Here is a 20094-nt window from a genome sequence, read left to right on the forward strand (position 1 = left end):
GTTTCTTTTTAGTGTCTTTTTTACTGTCTTTTCCTTTGCTCATGCTATTTGCCTCTATTAATCCATTAGTGACCCGTTAAGCTGTATGAAACCAGCTTCCGTGAGCTGATGTTAGCGCATAAAGTGTCGACGCGCATTGTATATAGTTAATACCCTACTAAAACGTAAAAGCTGGCCTCACCCTGGCCTTATGGAATCTTCAAGAAGTAGCAAGGTGACTGGCAGACCGCACCTTGTTTCGCTTCAAGCTAAATATTCGTTCTTCCAGGTGGCTGGGCAACATCCACTGTGTTGCCCAGCGCTGCTTGAGCCACGTTATTCGGTGCCGGAGCTGCTTTCTTCCGGCTCTAACTGCCCATGCCGCTGCATCCAGCGCATCACAATCCAACACAGTGCTGCCCAGCTTGCCCCGGCCGTCCAGCCGGCAAGTACATCGGTCGGCCAATGAACCCCAAGGTAAACGCGGCTTATGCCCACCAGCAGGGTCAACAATATCGCCAATATCAGCAGGTAAGCCTTTAGCCTCAGCGCGGGCTGTACGCGAATGAGTAGCGCTGCCAGGGTGAGGTAGGTCACGGCAGACATCATTGAGTGGCCGCTGGGAAAGCTTGCGGTGTAGACCATTGCTTCATGAGGCACGAGATCGGGGCGAGGGCGGTCAAAGCCCAGCTTCATCACGGTGCTGAGAAGTATGCCACCGGGCACCGCGATTGAGGCGAAGAGGGCCGCGCGATAGTGTCTGGCAAGTAAGAGGTAGCCCAGGGCGCCCAATGTGATGAGTACCAGCACGCCGACACCGCCCAGAGCAGTGAAGTCCCGGCCCATTTCCTCAACCCAGCCCGGCCCGATTGGGTCGCTAAGATCTGCGGGGTTGCGAAGGGCGAGCAGCAGGCTCTCATCGATGCTATGGGTGTCCCCCTCGATAACTTCTTCGGCCAGCGCGACGAACCCCCAAACCCCACCGGAAAGTACCGCGACGCATAGCAGCATCGCCAGTTCGTAGCGGCCGAGCCTAGCCAGTAGGGAAAAGCTTTTGCGCCCAACTTGTCCAAGTTTTTCATGGTGCTTCATTTGCAACTCCTTTGCTTTGAGAAGGGGTACGCAGCGCCAATTCTGACGTTTTGACACGAGCAGTTTGGCAGGATAGTCAGGCATTGTCGCCGAAGGTCTTGCGCCAGTCCCGGGGGCTGACCTGATGGCGCTGCCTGAAATGTTGCCGAAACGAAGTCGCCGTGTGAAAGCCGCTCTTTTCCGCAATGGCTTCTACCGACAAGGAGGTGGTTTCCAACAGCTCGCGTCCGCGTCGCAAGCGCTCGTTTACCAGCCACTCCACGACCGTCATGCCGGTGGCCTTATGAAAATGGCGCGTGAAGGTTCGCCGACTCATGGCCGTTCGGGCGGCGAGTTCGTCGATAGTGTGCGATGACGCCAGATGTTCGCGCAGGTAGTCGAGCAGGCGATTGATATGGGCATCCTGGGTGGAGACGGCAACCGGCTGTTCAATGAACTGCGCCTGCCCACCTTCCCGATGCGGTGGAACCACCATGACGCGGGCAATCTTGTTGGCGATCTGCGCGCCGTAATACTTGCGCACCAGGAACAAGCAGCAATCCAGGCCAGCGGCCGTGCCCGCCGAGGTCACCAGCCGATCCTCCTCCACGTAGAGCGCATTGGTGTCCAGCTTGACCTTGGGGAAGCGGGCAATGAAGTCCTGCTCAGCAATCCAGTGCGTTGATGCCCGCCTGCCATCAAGCAGCCCGGCATAGGCTAGGGCATAGGTGCCGTAACAGAGCCCCACCACATGGGCGCCCCGTTCATGACAGCGAACGAGCGCTTCAACCAACTCGGGCGGCGGGGCTTCGTTCAGGTCATGCCAGCCAGGCACCACCGCAATATCCACGCTATCCAGCAGTTCCAGACCGCCGTCGGGTCTTACCGTCACTACTTGCTCGCTTTCCGGCGGTTCCCCCGGCATTGCTACGATGGAAAGATCGAACAAAGGGTGCTCGGGTAAGGCCATACCGAACACCGTATAAGGCACCGAGAAATGGAAGGGAGTGATGCGGGGGTGGAGAATTACTCCGACACGGGGCACGGACAAGGCTTGGCTCCTAACGTTTTCTTCGCTCAATACTACTATGCTGCCCCAAAAAATGTTGGCCCAAAAGTATCGATCTATGGCTTTCAGGCCAATTTTTTAGTGATTTGAAGCCCTCTACACTGCTTGCTATCAACCCAACACTGTATTTAAGGAGTAGGTAGATGCTATTTAAAACCTTAGCCAGTTCCCTTGGTCTTACCACTGCACTTGTTACCGGTAGCGCCTCTGCGGCTTCGAACGCTCAAGAAGCAACGCATCAGGTGCAGCAAATTCGTAACGCTACGGTGAAGATCACCTATGGCGACACCACCTTTTTGATCGATCCTATGCTGGCCGAACAGGGAGCTTATCCGGGCTTTGAGGGTACCTACCGTAGCGAGCTACGTAATCCCCTGGTTGGATTACCCATGTCGGCAGAGGCGGTGATCGACGGTACTGACGCCGTCATCGTCACTCACACTCATCTTGATCACTGGGACGATGCCGCTCAAGCGTTGCTACCGAAGGATATCCCCCTGTTTGTTCAGAATGCCGCCGATGCCGAGCTGATTCGCTCACAGGGTTTCAGCGATGTGCGCATCCTTGATGGTAGCGCTGAGTTCGGCGGAGTGAAGCTTCACAGGACAGGCGGCCAGCATGGCTCCGATACCCTCTATGCGGTTCCTGAATTGGCGCAATTGCTAGGTGACGTCATGGGCGTGGTCTTTGAAGTGCCAGGAGAAAATACTACCTATGTGGTCGGCGATAGCGTATGGCGTGACGAGGTCGAGCGGGCCCTGGAGCAATATAATCCGCAGGTGATCGTGTTGAATACAGGTGCTGCCGAGGTCACCGGCTTTGAAGGTGACCCCATTATTATGGGTAAGGAAGACACGCTGCGAGCTCATCGGGCGGCCCCAGATGCCACTATCATCGCGGTGCATATGGATGCTGTGAATCATATAACGTTAAGCCGTGATGAGCTCGCCGATTACGTGCGGGAAGATGGAATTCAAGATCACGTATTGATTCCTTCCGATGGCGAAGTCATCTCCTTTTAATTCCTAGGGCCGCTTCTTTTGTGACGGCCCGCTGCCGCTAGTAGTAGGTATCGAAAAGGCAGTAACGAATGCAGCCAAAGTCATTGAGTATGCTCTATCGGCAAACGAGATCGTCGTTTATATGCAGCATGAGTCTGCAGATCCAGAGATCCCTTTTGCCGAATGCGATCCAACACGGTTCTTTTTGACAGAAATCAGTAAAGATTGACGCAACTGATTGATAATGCGGATTATTCATAACATATGTTAAGTTAGAAATGTAAGCATATGTTTTAGAATGCTGTTAATAAATCATTTGCCTGCGAGGTAGCGTAGTGGCTCTCATCGACACAGTGGTGATGCGGGGCCTAAGTACCCAAGGTGCTCTGTCGCCTGAAGACAAAGCGCTATTACTGGGCCTTGAGATTAGCCCTCGATCCATGCCTGCAGGCGAGGTGCTATGGCTTGAGAGCGCGGATGCTGATCTGTTCTGCGTGGTTAAGGAAGGGTGGGCATACTCTTATCGCAACTTGAAAAATGGCTCAAAGCAGATCCTCAAGTTCTACCTTCCTGGTGATATCATCGGCATTCGCGATTTTGGCTTCACTCGACGCCTGGCAAGTGCGGCGATGATTAATGAAGGTGTGATCTATCCGTTCTCCTATCAGCAGCTTTTTGAACTTTTTGGGCGTTCAAACCTAGCCGTCGGTATCATGGCGACTGCGATGCGTCAGCAGGCGCAACTCTCCGAGCGGCTGATCTACCTCGGCAAGTACTCAGCCCACGAGCAGCTGGCGCACTTTCTCTACGAAATCTATCTGCGACTGAAACGGATCAATGCCGTTGAGGACAATAGCTTTCTCATGCCGCTCACTCAGGAGTTGATTAGCGACGCGCTGGGGATGAGCCCGGTACACGTGAGCCGGACTTTCTCGATGCTGCGTGAGGAAGGGCTGGTGATCCGCAACCGCCAACACGTGAAGCTGCCCGACCCCGAAGCGTTGGCGCGATTTGTCGAATTCAATGATAGCTATATCGATGAGTTCCTACCTCCCTCGTTTTCTGAACTTTTAAAAGCAAGCCCGTAAAGCGCTGGCAGCCTCTATTGGCTGATCACAGCCCCCACCAAGCCCCCAGCTTCCAAGAGAAGCTGGTTTCACCAAAAGTTAATCTTCCTCCATCACATCATCGACCCATTCCACCCAGGTTTCGGTAAGGCGTTGTCCAAGTCGCAATGTGTGCCAGGGCGCACGCTGGGCCACTACTCTGGCACCGGGGCGCTGGATCGCTGTTCAGCTGGGCTTGTGCAAGCGTGATAGACAGAGCCGCTTAGCTTCTAGCAGAGCACTCCAATCATTGTTGAGCTTATGCTAACTTAGCATTAACAACCTGTGAGGTAGCTTTTCATGTCTATTGAAATCTGGTTCGCCTTTGCTCTTGCGTCGGTGGCGTTGCTCGCTATCCCTGGGCCAACGATTTTGACCGTGGTTAGCTACTCCATTGCACAAGGCAGGCGCGCCAATATTCCGCTTGTCGCTGCGGTAGCATTGGGTGACTCAACGGCGCTGCTCTTTTCACTGCTTGGCTTGGGAGCGGTGTTAGCCACCTCGGCATTCTGGTTCACCGTGATCAAGTGGATCGGCGGTTTATACTTGCTCTATATGGGCATCAAGCTGTTGCGAGCCGGTATATCGTCGGTGCAGCCAGTAACACCGGCGGTATCGGGTTCGCGCTGGAAGCTCTTCACCAATACCTATCTCGTTTCTGCGCTTAACCCGAAAGGCATTATCTTCTTCGTCGCCTTTTTGCCGCAGTTCGTCAACCCTAATGCTGATGCGGGGCAGCAGCTATGGATACTTGCGATCACGTTCGTGGTGTTGGCAACGCTGAATGCCACTCTCTATGCCGTATTCGCAACGTCGGTGCGCAAGATGCTGGCATCGCGTCGTGCCCAGCGTCGCTTCAACTTGGTTGGCGGAGCGTTACTCTCTTCAGCGGGTGTCTGGGCGCTGCTTGCCAAGCGGCCTGCGTAAGCAAAGGCCAGGAAATTTGATGATGAAAATGCTGTGCCTAGCGGGAGACAACTGTGAGTGAAACCCTTCAAGAATTGCTAACGGAACTTGAGCAATTTGGCCAACAAAACGATGCTGCCATTTCTGAGCGCCCAAGACGAATGCTCAATATCACCCGCGATACGGGGGAGTTCCTATCGGTATTAGTTCAAGCAACCAATGCCCAACGAGTGCTGGAAATTGGCACTTCCAATGGGTACTCCACCTTATGGCTGGCTCAGGCAGTGCAGAGGATTGGTGGGCACGTTACCACCGTTGAGCTCTCCGAATTCAAGCTGGAGATGGCCTTGAGAAATTTTGAGCGCTCAGGCCTCTCTGATGTCATCACTCAGCATCGAGGGGAGGCGGGTGGTTTTCTTGAGAGGCTGGACGATGCCTGTTTCGACCTGCTCTTTTTAGACTCAAAGCGCTCTGATTACGTGCAGTGGTGGCCGAATATCCAGCGAGTTTTACGCAAGGGCGGACTGCTTGTGGTGGATAACGCCACTTCTCATGCAGATGAAATGGCTGATTTTATGGCGCTGGTATCGGCAGATCCCGGTTTCACCACGTGCACCGTACCTGTTGGCAATGGCGAGTTTCTGGCAACGCGGCTCATGTAACGCCTGCTTAGCGTAAAGACGCCCTAGCTGACCCAGAAAGCGGAAGGCGATTTTTTAATCAGTGACCTAAACAGTCAGAATATCAATGGAATAGATGATGATCAGAGATGCCGTAAAGGGTGATTCGGAAGCCATAGCGCACATTTATAACCACTACATCGAAAATACCGCTATTTCATTTGAAGAAAAGCCAGTATTGGGTTCAGACATCCAAGGTCGGATTGAAAACGTTCAGGGGGCAGGTTTGCCTTGGTTGGTAGCAGTGGAAGAGTGTGCTGTGGTGGGCTATGCCTACGCTACCAAATGGAAAGAGAGAAGCGCCTATCGCTTTTCAGTCGAAGTCAGCGTCTACCTTTCCAACCAGTCTCACGGTAGGGGCTTGGGTGCAAAACTGTACGAAACACTCTTTTCCACGCTCAAAGAGGGCGGGATTCATGCGGTGATGGGCGGCATAACGCTTCCCAACCTTGCCAGCGTTGCACTGCATGAAAAAATGGGCATGAAAAAAGTGGCCCATTTTGAAAAGGTAGGGTTTAAGTTCGATCAGTGGCACGACGTTGGCTACTGGCAGTTAAGTTTGGATAACGAATGATCACTCACCACGAATAACCAGCATCGAATAATAGTTTAGACAAAATAACTATATTTTTTCTCATTTCTAAAACTTTGTTTATTATTAATATCAACCTTTTAGCTTAATGTTTGATGGCGGGAGATATTTATTTAGCACGCTATTGATTTGTTAAGTCTTTGATTGTTGCTAAACCAGAGCCATCGTCACTCTCAGCAGGGTCAATTAATAAACTGACCTGGATCAAGAGTTTAAAATTATATTTTTTAACGACCTAAAAGATGGGTTACTGCTGCCGATAGTTTAGGACACTTCCTCATAATACGCACTTTGCTTGCTTGTTATAGGGTGAGACCTTCCCTACGGCTGGATTCATTCATTATCGACTGATCCTGTATACAAGAGAAAAAGATGAATAACCTATTGAAAAACCTAACTGTTAAGGCAAGCTTAACGGCTGTTTTGGGCTTGTTTACAGCTTTGATCCTTCTTGTCGCGGCGTTGGGCTACCAATCCAGTAGTCTTGGAGCAAGTTCGATAGATGAACTTAATCGTATTAATGTTCAGCAACTGAACGCGCTTAACCGTGCCCAAGTAAATATCGCTGATACCCAGCTGTTTTTCCTAAATCACCTCGACGCATTGAACGAAGGGGAGCAGGCGTTGGCAGAAGCCCATCTAGAAAAAGCAGGACAAATGCTGCAAAGGGCTCAGCAGCAGTTTGAAGCATTTGCATCGGCACCAAAGTCTGAGCAAGGAAAACCCTTTGCAGATGCGATAGAAACCGCCTTTACTCAACTTGTGTCCCGTGGTTTAGAACCACAATACGAGGCCCTACTGAATAATAATGAAAGTGCCTTTCGTACAGCCAAACGTGAAGGTGACCAGTTGAACCTAGCCTATATTCAGGCGAATGTAGCCTTCAACGACTATGCCAGCACACGTGGTCAAAATTTGATGGCCGATTACCAATCGACCATGACAACATCTGGTTATGTAGGATTGGCTGCACTGATTCTGGTTTTCCTTTGTGTCGCTTTCGTTCGAATGGGCATGATGCGAGTTGTCATTCGTCCTATTGAGGAAGCCGTCCATCATTTTGAGCGCATTGCCCAAGGTGACTTGTCGCATAAAATCGCAGATCGGGGACGGAACGAAATTGGCCAGCTGTTCGCGGCTATGAAATATATGCAGACAGGTCTTTCAAAAACTGTCTCATCCGTGCGGGATAGCAGTGGTTCCATCCATATTGGTTCGAGAGAAATTTCCGGAGGCAATGCTGATCTCTCATCGCGTACAGAGCAACAGGCCGCTTCACTACAAGAGACAGCTGCCAGCATGGAACAGCTCACGGCAACCGTGAAGCAAAACTCAGATAATGCGCGGCAGGGCAGCACTCTAGCGAGTGACGCGTCTACAACGGCAGCACGTGGTGGGGAAGCCGTAGGTCAAGTGGTTGCGACAATGCACGGTATAGCGGAAAGCTCTAAAAAGATTAGCGACATCATCGGTGTGATCGATTCGATTGCCTTTCAGACTAATATTCTGGCACTTAATGCATCTGTTGAGGCTGCCCGTGCTGGGGAGCAGGGTCGAGGCTTTGCCGTTGTGGCGACAGAAGTGCGCAATCTTGCGAGCCGTAGCGCCGATGCAGCCAAGGAGATTAGAGCATTAATTGAAACATCAGCGGGCCAGGTTCAGCAGGGCTCTAATCTTGTGGAAGGGGCTGGCCGAACAATGGAAGAGATAATGGCTTCCGTGAAGCGTGTTGCCGATATTATGGATGAAATCTCCGCTGCTTCCTCGGAGCAAAGTGACGGTATCGAACAGGTCAATCAAGCGGTCTCGCAGATGGATGAGGTAACCCAGCAGAACGCAGCCCTCGTACAAGAAGCTGCTACAGCTGCTGCTTCACTCGAAGAGCAGGCCGCCCAACTAGAATTAGCTGTGGCAACCTTCAAATTGGCTGAGGGGGAGCGTCGAAGTGCTCTTCCAATTGGTAATTCTGTGCCAAAGGCTGTTGCCTCTATAAAACAGGTTCGGCCTGCAAGTGGAAGGGTTGCTAGATCCAGCGTAGCAGAAGATGAATGGGAGGAGTTCTGATTAAACGCTTATTTCAGGCTTTAGTCATTGTTCTACCGTGATGTGAACCCGGTCGCTGTGACCGGGTTTCGCCTTATAAAAAACGGGACACCTAGAAGAGTGGATCCATGGTGATCATCGTGAAGTAGCGTTTAATACAAACACACGTGTTTTAAGATCAAATTTTTTATGAATGACAGCTGCTAGCTCAACGAGTAACTTTCCTCCATATTAACATCGGGACAGATGATACCTTGCTGACTTGCAAACGTTAGCTACCATATTAGCGATAGCCGCTAAGCGAGAGGATTGCACCAATGACAGGGACTAATAAACCATCAACGACAGCATTGTTGAGCGATAACCGGGTAAAGGTGCTCTTGGTCATCGCGATTATCGCGGTGGTCTGGGCTATTGTGGCGCATACCATTGCTGGGTCGCGGGAAGACAGTATGGAAGCGCTCGAAGCGCAGCTGGCTGCAACTGAGCGAGAGCATCAGCAGATTCAGGCGGAGATGTCTGAAGTTGAAGCCGCGGAGCTGGACTTGGCAACACTGCAGCAGAGAATGAGCGGCCTTGAGGTTGAGCAAGCCGAAGCTGAAGCCGCCCTTGCTTCAACGCGCGCAGATATCGCCAATGCTGAAGAAGATTTGACCGCTTTACGGGGCGAGCGTGAAACCCGCGAAGAAGAAGTGGAGACTCTCAATGAGCAGCTCGAAGACCGGAAGAGCAGCCTTGAAGAGCTGAATGAGATCTACGCCGAGGTAGAAAAAGAGAAAGAAGAAGCTGAAGCCGCCCGCGATGCCGCTCAACAGTCTCGTCAAGACGCCGAAGACGCTCGCAGCGAGGCTGAAGCAGATCTTGAAGCGCTCAACACAGAGATTGAAGAAGCCGAAGCCGCCAGCGATACCGCGCAACAGGCTCGTCAAGAGGCAGAAGATGCCCGCAGTCAGGTTGAAGCTGACCTTGAAGCGCTAAATACTCAGATAGAAGAGGCCAATAACCAACTTTCAGCGGTCGGTGAGCAGGTAAGTGAGTTAGAAACAACGCGTGATGCACTCACCGTTGAAATCACTTCCCTCGAAGTGATGCGCGACGAAGCGCAAACGCCTGAGTGATTTACAGCCTTAACCAATAATACCTCGCAGCGAAGAACTCTAGACGTGTCTCCCCGTTACTTTAACGGGGAGGTTCTAGACGATATCTACTGCTCCGCCAAGGAGTGGTAGGTTCGCTAGAGCTTCATACCGAGTTGGATTATGTCCGCCTATTTGTGGCCTACGATTACGACCGGTACCTTGGGCTGGGTAGCGTTGATGAACGCGACGAGCGCCACGCCTGCGAAGCACTTTACACTCTACTGCACGTTTCTTAATCCAGGCGACACCATCCGATGCATCGGCGATTTCTATTACCTGTTTTTCTCTTGGGGCTGATGGCCTCTTTGGCTGGCTGCGGGGAAACGCCCACTGGGCGCTCCCAATTGGCGTTAGTACCGAACGCGTTAATGGCTGACATGGGGGAAGACGCTTTTAATCAGCTACGCAATAGCCAGCCGATCAATCGCGATACGCAGGCTAATCAATTGGTGCAGTGCGTGGCCGAAAAAGTGGTGGCTGGCGCTGAGGCGAGCTACCCAGGGCTTGCTTTCCCTGAACGCTGGGAAGTGGTGGTATTTGAGGATGCTTCCCCCAATGCGTTTGCTCTGCCGGGGGGACGCATCGGGGTGCACAGCGGGCTACTGCGAGTGGCTGAGACGCCAGCCCAGCTAGCGGCGGTGATTGGGCACGAGGTGGGGCATGTGTTGGCGGATCATGGCAATGAGCGGCTTACCCAGCAGCTTGGCATTAAAGCCGTGTTATTGGTGGTGGGGTTATTAGGGGAAGAGGAATTTGGCAACCAGCAATTGATGCAGGCCTTGGGTATTGGTGCCCAGTTGGGTATTAGCCTGCCTTTCAGCCGCACCCATGAGGAGGAAGCCGATTTGATGGGCTTGGAAATTATGGCCCGCGCGGGGTTTGACCCGCAGCAGAGCGTGGCCCTGTGGCGCAACATGGCTGCTAGCGGTGGTGGTCAGCCCCCTGAATTTCTTTCTACGCATCCTGCCCATGAATCGCGCATTCGGGCACTACAACAAGGGCTGGAAAAAGCCACGGCCAGCTATCGTGCGGTTACGCCTGCTGAATGTTGAGGTGAGTGGTATCGCGGTATTGATAAAATAAGAAAAATTGCCACGTGGCGTCGGGAGTGTGGGGCTGTGCCATTACAGAAACAACAGTATCAGGTGCATAGGTTAACCGGGCAGTTTTGCGATACCAGCCGTGAGTTGATGTATCGCCGCTCTATCCAGGAAAGCGTGCGGCTTGAATTTAGCTTTGCTGTGAGCGTTGCGGCATGTGTCTTTGGCATGTTCGCGATTGCGGATTACTACCTGCTGGGCCTTACCAGGGAGTTCTATCTGCTGCTTACCATGCGAATAGTGGTGGTGAGCATTTGCCTGTTGGTGGCACTCGTTGTACGGCGCTGGGGTGGCAATGATTATCGTGCTTGGTTGCACGCCTTACCACTGTGGGTATTTGCCACGGGCATTATATTGATTGTCCCCCTACGACCCGAAAGCCTCCCCACTCAAATCACCGCGGTGGTGGTGGCTACCATGGCGTTTTATCTTCTGATTCCCAATCCGTTAACAGTCGTGACAGCGGCCAGCCTCTATTTGAATATTGGTTTTTTAGTGGCTGCGGTGCTGTTCGCAAGTCTTGCCCCGATAGCGACGCTACTGGTCGCACTGTTGCTGATTATGGGAAGCGTTGTAGGTTTTTTCGCCCTGCTGCGCTTGGAATGCCTGCAGCGTAAGCAATATGCACTGCTTCAAGAAGAGCGAGAGAATAACCACCAATTACACAAAGAGATCGCGCACCGAAAATCACTGGAAGAACAGCTGAGGGTAGTCGCTGAGCAGGACGCGCTAACCAGCCTGAATAATCGCGGCCATTTTATAAAACTGGCTAAGGATCTGTTGCAGCACTCGCAGTCCCACAAGGTGCCATTTAGCCTGTTTATGATCGATGTGGATCACTTCAAACACATTAACGACACCTGGGGGCATAGCCACGGGGATTGGGTGCTAACCAAAATTGCCGAAGTCTGTGCAGAGTCGCTGCGCCCAACGGATGTGATAGGACGTTTTGGTGGTGAAGAGTTTGTCGTCGCCCTCCCGGACACCAGCTCGGGCGATGCGCAACTGGTCGCAGAGCGTTTGAAAAAGAAGGTAGCTGAGCTTTCATTAACAGAAGAGATGGGCAAGCTGCGCCCAAGCGTCACCGTTGGCGTGGCGGCTACCGATTCAGAGAAAGCCGATCTGGAGTCTTTGATTAAACGAGCGGATGAGATGCTTTATGTTGGCAAGCGTGGGGGGAGGAACCAAGTCGTCGTCTGCAGCGATGTCGTCGAAACACCAGATTCACCCGTTGGCAACAAGTAGCGCTTTCCTCTGCCCCCATCACTGCTGCTAATGCTCGCCGACACCCTTCTAATTCTCCACGTGTTGTTTGTGGCCTTCGTGGTGTTAGGTCTGGTCACAATTTACGCAGGCTATTTCTTCAACTGGCGGTGGGTTCGCAATAAAACCTTGCGCATCGTACATCTTTGCGCCATTGGCTATGTGGTGGTTCAGGCTTGGCTCGGGGTGGTTTGTCCATTAACTAACTGGGAAATGGCGCTGAGAGCAGAGGCGGGCGCCGCTACCTATTCGGGCTCATTTATTCAGTACTGGCTGCATAGCCTGCTCTATTATACCTTGCCTGAGTGGGTGTTTGTGGTGGTGTACACACTATTCGGTGGCTTGGTGTTGGCCAGTTGGTTTGTGGTGAAGCCGTATAAGCGTGCTAGCTGATTACTTTCTATCTTCTCAGAACGTTATTTGAGTAGGCACTTTGCTTGGCCTGGGGCTCTATGCGACTGGAGTGCAGGCTTGTAGCCCAACCACAGTTTATATATGATTCGTATATGGTATGTATTCGTTTCATATATTGGTGATGTGATGGGTATCGTAAAAATCAATGATCAGTTGCATGAAGACATCCGCAAAGCCAGTTCTGTGATGGTGCGTTCTATCAATGCCCAGGCTGAGTACTGGATAAAGGTGGGCATGCTTGCCGAGGCCAATCCAGGCATGACCTTCTCTGACATCATGCGTGAGCAAATGAAGCAAGCCGACGTTGAAGTAAGGAAGGTGGTCGGTGAGTGAGCTGACGCTAAAAAGCGAGGAGGAGTTGCGTTTGATGCGGGAAGCCGGACGGCTACTCGGATTGGTGTTCAGTCATCTCGACCAACGGATAGCGCCCGGCGTATCCACCATGGCTATTAACGATTGGGCCGAGCGTTATATCGTCGATCAATTGCAGGCTCGCCCGGCCAGTAAGGGGCAATACGATTACCAGTACGTATTGAATGCCTCAGTCAACCACGTGGTGTGCCATGGCATTCCATCCGACAAGCAAATACTCAAAATAGGCGATATCGTCAATGTCGATATTACCCTGGAGAAAGACGGCTTTATTGCTGACTCCAGCAAGATGTATCTAATCGGCGATGTGACTCCCTATGCCAAACGGTTGGTGGATAAAACCTACGAGGCTCTATGGCAAGGGATACAAGCGGTTAAGCCCGGTGCCACGTTGGGTGATGTAGGCTACGCAATTCAGCAATATGCCGAAAAGTACGGCTACTCTGTTGTACGTGAGTATTGCGGCCATGGAATAGGCCGAGAAATGCATGAAGAGCCCCAGGTTTTGCATTACGGAAAGAAAGGCAGGGGCTTGGTTTTAAAAGAAGGGATGGTTTTTACCATCGAGCCCATGATTAATCAGGGCAGGGCCAAAATAAAAACCAAGCGGGACGGCTGGACAGTAGTGACCAGTGACAAGAAACTGTCTGCTCAGTGGGAGCATACGATTGCCGTCACATCCTCCGGTTTCGAAGTATTAACGCTGCGTGATGAAGAGCGTACCCCAACTGATATTAACGAATAACAATCGTACTCCCTCCTTCTTAGTTTAAGCGCTTTATTTGTTTAAGAACCGTAGTCTGAAATTCATCTGGCGAAGCATCTCAGGTGCGTTAAGCTGAAATGATAGGCGCTGTATAGACAGTCATGTTTTCAATCACATGGAGTCTATGTAAGGCACCTCATCATATCGCTTAACAGCTAAACGAAAAGGATGTCTACGATGGCGAAAAAACCGACAGGTAACGGAAACACGCCAGAGGGTGAGCCACTCTCCACTGTTTCATGCGGAATCGAACAACTGTTATTGGCAGCCTTAGAGCGGGGCGGTAGCTGCCTTGAAACTGGGCGTTTCCTGATCAGTTACCGTGAAGGAAGAGTTGAAGAGGGGATCAGAGCGCTAAAGGCCCAAAAATTTCGGGTCGCTGATGCGCGGGATTTCACCGATCAAGCCGTTAGCCTGGAAGATGCCGGAGATGCTGAGGCAATGGTATTTCCGGAGCTTGGAGTGGCACTGGTAGGCGGCGATGCCCTACAGCAGCATGGCATGAGTGCGCTGGGTAAGGTCACTGCGGATAGTCCCATCGAATTTATTGAGCCAGAGTATTTCGCCTTTTCTGAAAATTCTGAATATCTACGGGGTTTTTTGCGGGCAGCCAGCACCATCGCCCGTGATCTGGGCGTTGAGCTGGATGAGGGCGAAGAGAACCTTGAAGAGGACGCCCTTCGGCCAACTTGGGGGCTAAACCGCTGTAAGGTGCCGCAAAGTAGCTGGAGCGGTGCGGGTATAAAAGTTGCCGTGCTGGATACCGGGATGGATCTAGGTCACCCGGATTTTGAGGGAAGGGAGCTCGTAACCCGCTCATTCGTCGGGGAGCCGGTTCAGGATATCAACGGGCACGGAACACACTGTATCGGCACGGCCTGTGGCCCCCAATCACCCGGCGGCAACACGCCCCGTTACGGGGTCGCGTATGAAGCGCAGGTCTTCGTCGGCAAGGTACTGACCAACTCGGGCAGCAGTACCGGGGCGGGCGTGCTCGCTGGTCTGAACTGGGCCATCGCCAACCGCTGTGAGGTGATCTCGATGTCGCTTGGCAGCCAGAGCCCTGTACAGGCTGCTTACACCCATGCTGGTGAAGCGGCACTGCGTAATGGGTGCCTCGTTATCGCTGCGGCGGGTAATTCAGCAACTAATACAGGGGCGCCTGCTAACTCGCCTACCGTAATATCGGTGGCATCTCTCGATACGAACCTGCAGCCCTCCAGCTTTTCCAATCATGGCAAGATCGAGATTGCCGCGCCTGGGCGCGATATCTTCTCCTCGTGGCCCCGGCCCACTCGCCATAAGACGATCAGTGGCACCAGCATGGCGGCGCCACATGTGGCAGGCTGCGCGGCACTGTGGGCGCAGTCGGATGCCTCATTGCGGGGAAGGAAACTATGGGAGCAGCTGGTGGCTTCGGTGCAAGAGCTGCCGTTGCCTGAATCCGACGTGGGAGCAGGGTTGGTGCAGGCGCCCTAATGTTAGACGACGCGCTGGGCAGGCGCTCCTTTCTGGCCGCCCAGTGCTCTTACTATGGAGATATGCCAGATGCCAACGGTAGCGCTATGGTTGATCACTATTTCCAGCGATCAACCGATAAATGAGATGGCCACGCGCCTCAGCGCTGAAGGGTTAACCATCCAGGAGGTGCTGGAGGAGATCGGCTGTATTACCGGCTCGGCTGACGATGCCACGGCGGAACGGCTGAAAAAGATCAAAGGCGTAGTGGATATAGCGCCTGACATGCAGATCGATATGGGGCCACCGGGCTCTGAGGAGACTTGGTAAGCTTGGTAAATATTTCACTGGGCTTGATGATGCTATGGTTTTAGTGGAGATGTGATATGGCAACCCCCGCAAAGAACACTGTTTGCCTTTGGTAGGATGGTGGTGCAAAAGAAGCAGCGCGCTTTTACGCTGATACCTTTCCTGATTCGTTTGTCAGTGCGGTTCATCACGCACCGGGAGACTTTCCATCGGGTAAGCAGGGGGATGTATTGACCGTCGAGTTTACCGTGATGGGCATTCCGTGCCTTGGGCTCAACGGCGGGCCTGGGGTTACGCACAATGAGTCGTTCTCTTTTCAGGTTTCAACGCATGACCAAGCCGAAACGGATCGCTATTGGAATGCCATTGTTAGCAATGGTGGCGAGGAAAGCGCCTGTGGCTGGTGCAAGGATAAATGGGGAATATCGTGGCAGATAACGCCTGCTGTGCTGATTAACGCCGTTACCAACCCTGACCCTGCCGTCGCAAAGCGAGCATTCGACGCAATGATGCAGATGAGAAAAATCAACATCGCGGACATTGAGGCGGCGCTTCACGGTTGAGATAAGATTGGTTGACTCTTCGTTTAAAGTAAGAATATTTCGAAAACCGGCTTAACCTGGGCATGATGAGCATTGAAACTCAATATGTTACAATATGTAATTGCCCATTAGCCACGTCAGAAGATCCTGATCTAACCGGTGTTTCCCGGTAGGTGGCGGGTGGTGTAAAGCTATCCAGTTCCGGAAACAGGTAATGATGAGAAAGCATGCGCCAATACCCACCGAATGGTGGGCCGATTTTCTACTTAATCAATACTCGCGGTCGCGCCGACTTGGCTACTTGTTGTCTGGCGTGGTGTTGGTGTTGTTACCCGTTTTCACTATTTTGGATGCGACGCTGGTCGGCTACTCTAACGGGGAGTCGGTATGGAAACATATTCTCCTTCGCCTGCCCGCCGCTATGCTGGCGATTACTTTTTTGCTGCTCCATCGTAAGAAAGACCCAGGCTTATGGGCTTATCCGCTATTGCTGACGTTGAATCTTTCAATAGTGGGAATGATGGCTGCCATGTTCGTATTGCACTATTCGGAGCAGGGTGGACATCTTCTCTACATCACTCAAGGGCTCACCTTGGCCATCATTGCTGTGGCTACAGCGACCGTCTACGGTGTTAGAGATCTGGTTTTGATATACGGCTTGCCGTTTATGGCAGTAATCTCTTTTATTGTGTTTTCAGGTAGCCCCTTTCCAGATAACCCCATTCATTTGATCTTCATTCCCGCTGCGATGGGCATAGGTGTCGTCATTGCTACGATGCTTTACCAGGAACACCAGCGCACCTTTATTGCCAGCCAGCAACTTGAGCATAGTGCGTTGACCGATGCGCTGACCGGCTTGCCCAACCGGCGCTCGATGCATACACACTTGCAGTCAGAGTGGAGCCGCGCTAAACGCGGCGAACAGTGCTTTGCTGTGTTGATGGCCGACTTGGATCGCTTCAAGGCAGTTAATGACCAGTATGGCCACGAAGTGGGTGATGAAGTGCTCACCATTCTTGCTACTCGGTTCACCACTACGCTTCGCGGTGGTGATCGGGTTGCCCGCTGGGGTGGAGAGGAGTTTTTGCTACTGATTCCAAGCGCCACCGTTGAGAGCGCTATGGCCGTCGCCGAAAAGGTGCGTCGAGCAGTTGCTGAGCCGACTTTTGCCACCTCGGCAGGCAACTTGGCGGTTACATTGAGCCTGGGTGTTGCGCTTCACCGCCAGACCGAGAGCATTGACGAAGTGATCAGCCGCGCCGACAAGGCGCTTTACCGTGCTAAGCAAGAAGGCCGCAACCGTGCGGTACTGGCAGGCGAGAGATCGGGCACGGTGTTTTCTGCAATTGCTTCAAACTCATAACGCATCTAACACATCAAAGTGATCGCAGTTAGCTATATCCACGAGCTCGACTTGGATATGGCTAGTCTTTAAAGCTGCAACGAAATCGTGTGTTTGTTGGCGAAAAGCGGGCGGATCATTTTCGGCGATCACTACTTGGCATGAGGGTAGTTTGCTCGAATCGGCAAATATAGGGCTTAACGCAAGCGCTTGGGTTGGGGTGAGCTCCAGCGCTTCGTTAACGTAGGTATCCACCAATGGGGTTAGGTCATAAACGCCGCTCACCAGTATCAATTTATCAATGGGTATATCACCACTGGCGGCTACCCAGTAAGCCAGCTGGGCACCGGCGCTATGGCCGCCTAATACAATCGACCAGACGCCACCGTTATCCGCGAGGGCGTTGCATGCCGCCGCAACCCCCTCAATGCACTGCTTCACCATGGTGTTAATGGACGTTTCCGGTGCTAAGCCGTAACCCAGTGAGGCGAATGCCATGCCTCGGGCCAGGTAGCGTTCAGCCAGAAAGTCCGTCGCGGTGTTATCAAGCGCCTGCCAGTAACCGCCGTGAATAAATAGCATCAATGGCCAGGGGCCCGCGGTATTTTCCGGAACAAACAGGTTGAGGCGGGCCGCCGGATCTTCACCGTAGCGCAGGGTAATCGGCTGGTGGCGTGCCACCAGGTCGATACCTAAAGCTGCCTGGCGCCTTAAAGTGGCTTCATAATCCCGAGCGAAATAGCTCGGCGAGTAGGCGAGATTCAGGGGTGTTTCAGTCATCACGTACCTCTATTAGGTAACGGCACCACGCACATGAAACTGCGGATCCTGGTACTCACCGCTTTCCATTACCTCACGGAAGTGCTGGGCGGCCTGCCAAACATCTTCAAAACTGAGGTATAGCGGGGTAAAACCAAAACGCATTAAGCCGGGCTCCCGGTAGTCGCCGATTACACCTCGGGCAATCAAGGCTTGAACGATAGCGTAGCCGTTTTGACTATCCACCAGTGATACCTGGCTGCCGCGCTCACTGGCTGATGGGGTTATATCGTCAATATTATGAGTGGTAAAAATATCGCTTAAACACTCTCGAAACAGGTCGCTCATTGCCAGACTTTTTGCTCTCAGCGCCTGCATGTCCACCTCGCTCCATAGGGCGAGTGAGGCTTCCAGAGCGGCGTAGGCCAGTGCCGAATGGGTGCCAGTGCGAAAGCGGGAAATATCTCCCGCTGGGGTGTAGTCCGCTTCAAAAGCGAAGGGCGATGCATGGCCGTGCCAGCCGGAAAGCGGCTGCCAACCTTTGTCTTGGTGATTGCTATGCACGTATAAAAAAGCTGGTGCGCCAGGGCCGCCGTTAAGGTACTTGTACGTACAGCCTACGGCGTAGCGAGCGCCGCAGCCGTTTAGATCAATGGGCAGTGCGCCTGCGGAATGGGCCAAATCCCAGATGACTTCCGCGCCGTGGTCGTGCACCAGTTTCGTGGTGGTGGCCATATCGCGTAATTTGCCAGTACGGTAGTTAACCTGACTCAGTACCACCACGGCTACACCGTCGAGGTGTTCGGCCAAGTTGCCTCCTTCGGGGAGGAAGCGGTGTTCGGCGCCACTCACCCGGCAATAGCCTTGGGCGATGTAGCCATCGGTCGGAAAGTTGCCGCCTTCGCTAAGAACCGCCTGGCGACCCTCCTTGCCTTGGCCGAGGATATATCCCAGCAGCTTGAAGATATTTAGCGTGATATTGTCAGTGACGCTTACCTCACCGCGTTGCGCACCAATCACCGGGGCTAGTAGATTGCCCAATCGTTCCGGAGCATCGAACCAGCCCTGATTCCAGCCTTTGATCAACTGATCGCGCCATTGATCCAGAGTCTCATCGACCGCCTGTTTGGCGGCCTTCGGTTGAGCGCCCAGTGAGTTCCCATCAAGATAGAGCACGCCTTCGGGCAGGGCGAAATGGCTTTTAAAGTCTGCCAATGGGTCTTGGCGGTCACGCTCACGAACACTATCCAGGCTTACAGGCATATGGCTGCTCCGAAAAATTGTATGTCGCTGTTTTGAATATCATGACGGTAGTTAAACTGGGTGCGCAGTAGTGCGCCAAGTGCTTATATCGTCGTCCGAACACTCCACAGTTCCGGGAAGAACTGAAGATCCAGCGCTTTGACCAGATAATTCACCCCAGCCGTACCCCCAGTGCCGCGTCTATAACCAATGATACGTTCGACTGTTTTCATATGGCTGAATCGCCAGCGCTGAAAGTTGAATTCGACATCCACCAGTTTTTCAGCAAGCTCGTATAGATCCCAGTGCTGTTCGCTGTTGCGGTAGATTTCCGTCCAGACCGCTTCCACCTCGCTACTGGCGGTGTAGGGGATACTCCAATCGCGTTGGGTTTTGCTTTCCGGAATGCTGAAACCGCGTTTGGCAAGCAGCTGCAGCACGATATCGTAAAGACTGGGCGAGTGGAGGGATTCCTGAAGTTTTTGGTAGTGTTTGGGCTTTGATCGGTGGGCTTCGATTAGCTTGGCGTTCTTGTTACCCAACAGGAATTCCATTTCCCGATATTGATAGGACTGAAACCCAGAGCTTTGGCCAAGACTGTCTCGGAAGCTGGCATAGTCGGCGGGGGTCATGGTGACCAGCACTTCCCAGGCCTTGATAAGCTGTTCCTGAATTCTGGAAACCCGCGATAGCATCTTGAAAGCAGGGCGCAGGTTATCTTCTTGAATATGCGCTGCGGCGCCATGAGCTTCGTGAAGGCACAGTTTGATCCATAGCTCCGATACTTGATGGATAACGATAAAGAGTAATTCATCGTGTTCATCAGAAGCCGGATTTTGGCAAGCAAGCAAGGGTTCCAGATCCAGGTACTGGCCGTAGCTAATATCCTGATCCCAATGAATGGCTTCATTATCGACGCTGTTTTCTTCAGGAGTCGTCAT

20 protein-coding genes and 1 pseudogene are annotated in these 20094 nt (G+C 52.6%); 16 read left to right on the forward strand and 5 right to left on the reverse strand.

Annotated features, from left to right (window positions below):
• Positions 1 to 315: 315 nt before the first annotated feature.
• Together KF947_RS20760 and KF947_RS20765 are read right to left on the reverse strand one after the other, a co-directional pair.
• Entirely contained in the window at positions 316 to 1071 is a 756-nt protein-coding gene (locus KF947_RS20760; protein ID WP_227404983.1) for a phosphatase PAP2 family protein, read from the reverse strand.
• A gap of 76 nt (positions 1072 to 1147) precedes the next feature.
• A complete protein-coding gene (locus KF947_RS20765) occupies positions 1148 to 2095 on the reverse strand; it encodes a GlxA family transcriptional regulator (RefSeq protein WP_227406329.1) in 948 nt (315 codons plus the stop codon).
• A 167-nt stretch (positions 2096 to 2262) separates the two neighbouring features.
• Between KF947_RS20765 and KF947_RS20770 the strand changes: the two genes are divergently transcribed.
• From KF947_RS20770 to KF947_RS20850, 16 genes and pseudogenes are all read left to right on the forward strand, one after another.
• A complete protein-coding gene (locus KF947_RS20770) occupies positions 2263 to 3141 on the forward strand; it encodes an MBL fold metallo-hydrolase (RefSeq protein ID WP_227404984.1) in 879 nt (292 codons plus the stop codon).
• Positions 3142 to 3455: 314 nt separating this feature from the next.
• Entirely contained in the window at positions 3456 to 4208 is a 753-nt protein-coding gene (locus KF947_RS20775; protein WP_133730576.1) for a Crp/Fnr family transcriptional regulator, read from the forward strand.
• A 318-nt stretch (positions 4209 to 4526) separates the two neighbouring features.
• Positions 4527 to 5153 (forward strand): LysE family translocator, encoded by a 627-nt coding sequence (locus KF947_RS20780; RefSeq protein ID WP_133730581.1) that lies wholly within the window; start codon positions 4527 to 4529, stop codon positions 5151 to 5153.
• A 53-nt stretch (positions 5154 to 5206) separates the two neighbouring features.
• Complete coding sequence (locus KF947_RS20785) at positions 5207 to 5794, forward strand: O-methyltransferase (protein WP_227404985.1); 588 nt, start codon at positions 5207 to 5209, stop codon at positions 5792 to 5794.
• A 97-nt stretch (positions 5795 to 5891) separates the two neighbouring features.
• Positions 5892 to 6386 (forward strand): arsinothricin resistance N-acetyltransferase ArsN1 family B, encoded by a 495-nt coding sequence (locus KF947_RS20790; protein WP_227404986.1) that lies wholly within the window; start codon positions 5892 to 5894, stop codon positions 6384 to 6386.
• 390 nt (positions 6387 to 6776) lie between these two features.
• A complete protein-coding gene (locus tag KF947_RS22195; RefSeq protein ID WP_287018697.1) occupies positions 6777 to 8468 on the forward strand; it encodes a methyl-accepting chemotaxis protein in 1692 nt (563 codons plus the stop codon).
• Between the two features lie 296 nt (positions 8469 to 8764).
• A complete protein-coding gene (locus KF947_RS20805) occupies positions 8765 to 9565 on the forward strand; it encodes a hypothetical protein (protein WP_227404987.1) in 801 nt (266 codons plus the stop codon).
• Between the two features lie 275 nt (positions 9566 to 9840).
• A complete protein-coding gene (locus KF947_RS20810) occupies positions 9841 to 10638 on the forward strand; it encodes a M48 family metallopeptidase (protein WP_133730586.1) in 798 nt (265 codons plus the stop codon).
• A 66-nt stretch (positions 10639 to 10704) separates the two neighbouring features.
• Positions 10705 to 11931: a GGDEF domain-containing protein gene (locus KF947_RS20815; protein ID WP_227404988.1), complete on the forward strand. Its 1227-nt coding sequence runs from the start codon at positions 10705 to 10707 to the stop codon at positions 11929 to 11931.
• Between the two features lie 9 nt (positions 11932 to 11940).
• Entirely contained in the window at positions 11941 to 12342 is a 402-nt protein-coding gene (locus KF947_RS20820; protein WP_227406330.1) for a DUF2784 domain-containing protein, read from the forward strand.
• A gap of 147 nt (positions 12343 to 12489) precedes the next feature.
• A complete protein-coding gene (locus KF947_RS20825; RefSeq protein WP_088701665.1) occupies positions 12490 to 12696 on the forward strand; it encodes a ParD-like family protein in 207 nt (68 codons plus the stop codon).
• Positions 12689 to 13480, forward strand: coding sequence for a type I methionyl aminopeptidase (gene map / locus KF947_RS20830; protein ID WP_227404989.1), 792 nt, complete (start codon positions 12689 to 12691; stop codon positions 13478 to 13480). The genes KF947_RS20825 and map overlap by 8 nt, the downstream gene beginning before the upstream one ends.
• Positions 13481 to 13678: 198 nt before the next feature.
• Positions 13679 to 14980 carry a S8 family serine peptidase gene (locus KF947_RS20835; protein ID WP_227404990.1) on the forward strand — a complete coding sequence of 434 codons (1302 nt, stop codon included), beginning with the start codon at positions 13679 to 13681 and terminating at the stop codon, positions 14978 to 14980.
• Between the two features lie 69 nt (positions 14981 to 15049).
• Positions 15050 to 15289: a hypothetical protein gene (locus KF947_RS20840; RefSeq protein WP_035578737.1), complete on the forward strand. Its 240-nt coding sequence runs from the start codon at positions 15050 to 15052 to the stop codon at positions 15287 to 15289.
• Between the two features lie 110 nt (positions 15290 to 15399).
• A pseudogene (locus tag KF947_RS20845) lies at positions 15400 to 15831 on the forward strand (VOC family protein); the annotation flags it as partial.
• Positions 15832 to 16024: 193 nt separating this feature from the next.
• Positions 16025 to 17173 (forward strand): GGDEF domain-containing protein, encoded by a 1149-nt coding sequence (locus tag KF947_RS20850; RefSeq protein WP_227404991.1) that lies wholly within the window; start codon positions 16025 to 16027, stop codon positions 17171 to 17173.
• Here KF947_RS20850 and KF947_RS20855 read toward each other — a convergent pair.
• From KF947_RS20855 to kynA, 3 genes are all read right to left on the reverse strand, one after another.
• The gene (locus KF947_RS20855; RefSeq protein ID WP_133730594.1) at positions 17168 to 17932 is read right to left on the reverse strand and encodes an alpha/beta hydrolase; all 765 of its coding nucleotides are present in this window, start codon (positions 17930 to 17932) and stop codon (positions 17168 to 17170) included. The two genes, KF947_RS20850 and KF947_RS20855, sit on opposite strands and share 6 nt — an antisense overlap.
• Before the next feature lie 12 nt (positions 17933 to 17944).
• Positions 17945 to 19174, reverse strand: a complete 1230-nt coding sequence (kynU, locus tag KF947_RS20860) for a kynureninase (protein WP_133730595.1) — start codon at positions 19172 to 19174, stop codon at positions 17945 to 17947.
• An 83-nt stretch (positions 19175 to 19257) separates the two neighbouring features.
• The gene (kynA, locus tag KF947_RS20865) at positions 19258 to 20094 is read right to left on the reverse strand and encodes a tryptophan 2,3-dioxygenase (RefSeq protein WP_027959205.1); all 837 of its coding nucleotides are present in this window, start codon (positions 20092 to 20094) and stop codon (positions 19258 to 19260) included.

The sequence above is a fragment of the Halomonas sp. FeN2 genome, from assembly GCF_020595105.1.
In the GTDB taxonomy this organism is placed as follows: domain Bacteria; phylum Pseudomonadota; class Gammaproteobacteria; order Pseudomonadales; family Halomonadaceae; genus Vreelandella; species Vreelandella neptunia.

Coding starts and splice junctions, on each gene's coding strand:
- KF947_RS20760 (WP_227404983.1), bottom strand. CDS start 1,071: ATGAAGCACCATGAAAAACTTGGACAAGTTGGGCGCAAAAGCTTTTCC.
- KF947_RS20770 (WP_227404984.1), top strand. CDS start 2,263: ATGCTATTTAAAACCTTAGCCAGTTCCCTTGGTCTTACCACTGCACTT.
- KF947_RS20780 (WP_133730581.1), top strand. CDS start 4,527: ATGTCTATTGAAATCTGGTTCGCCTTTGCTCTTGCGTCGGTGGCGTTG.
- KF947_RS20790 (WP_227404986.1), top strand. CDS start 5,892: ATGATCAGAGATGCCGTAAAGGGTGATTCGGAAGCCATAGCGCACATT.
- KF947_RS22195 (WP_287018697.1), top strand. CDS start 6,777: ATGAATAACCTATTGAAAAACCTAACTGTTAAGGCAAGCTTAACGGCT.
- KF947_RS20805 (WP_227404987.1), top strand. CDS start 8,765: ATGACAGGGACTAATAAACCATCAACGACAGCATTGTTGAGCGATAAC.
- KF947_RS20810 (WP_133730586.1), top strand. CDS start 9,841: ATGCATCGGCGATTTCTATTACCTGTTTTTCTCTTGGGGCTGATGGCC.
- KF947_RS20825 (WP_088701665.1), top strand. CDS start 12,490: ATGGGTATCGTAAAAATCAATGATCAGTTGCATGAAGACATCCGCAAA.
- KF947_RS20835 (WP_227404990.1), top strand. CDS start 13,679: ATGGCGAAAAAACCGACAGGTAACGGAAACACGCCAGAGGGTGAGCCA.
- KF947_RS20840 (WP_035578737.1), top strand. CDS start 15,050: ATGCCAACGGTAGCGCTATGGTTGATCACTATTTCCAGCGATCAACCG.
- KF947_RS20850 (WP_227404991.1), top strand. CDS start 16,025: ATGATGAGAAAGCATGCGCCAATACCCACCGAATGGTGGGCCGATTTT.
- KF947_RS20855 (WP_133730594.1), bottom strand. CDS start 17,932: ATGACTGAAACACCCCTGAATCTCGCCTACTCGCCGAGCTATTTCGCT.
- kynU (WP_133730595.1), bottom strand. CDS start 19,174: ATGCCTGTAAGCCTGGATAGTGTTCGTGAGCGTGACCGCCAAGACCCA.
- kynA (WP_027959205.1), bottom strand. CDS start 20,094: ATGACGACTCCTGAAGAAAACAGCGTCGATAATGAAGCCATTCATTGG.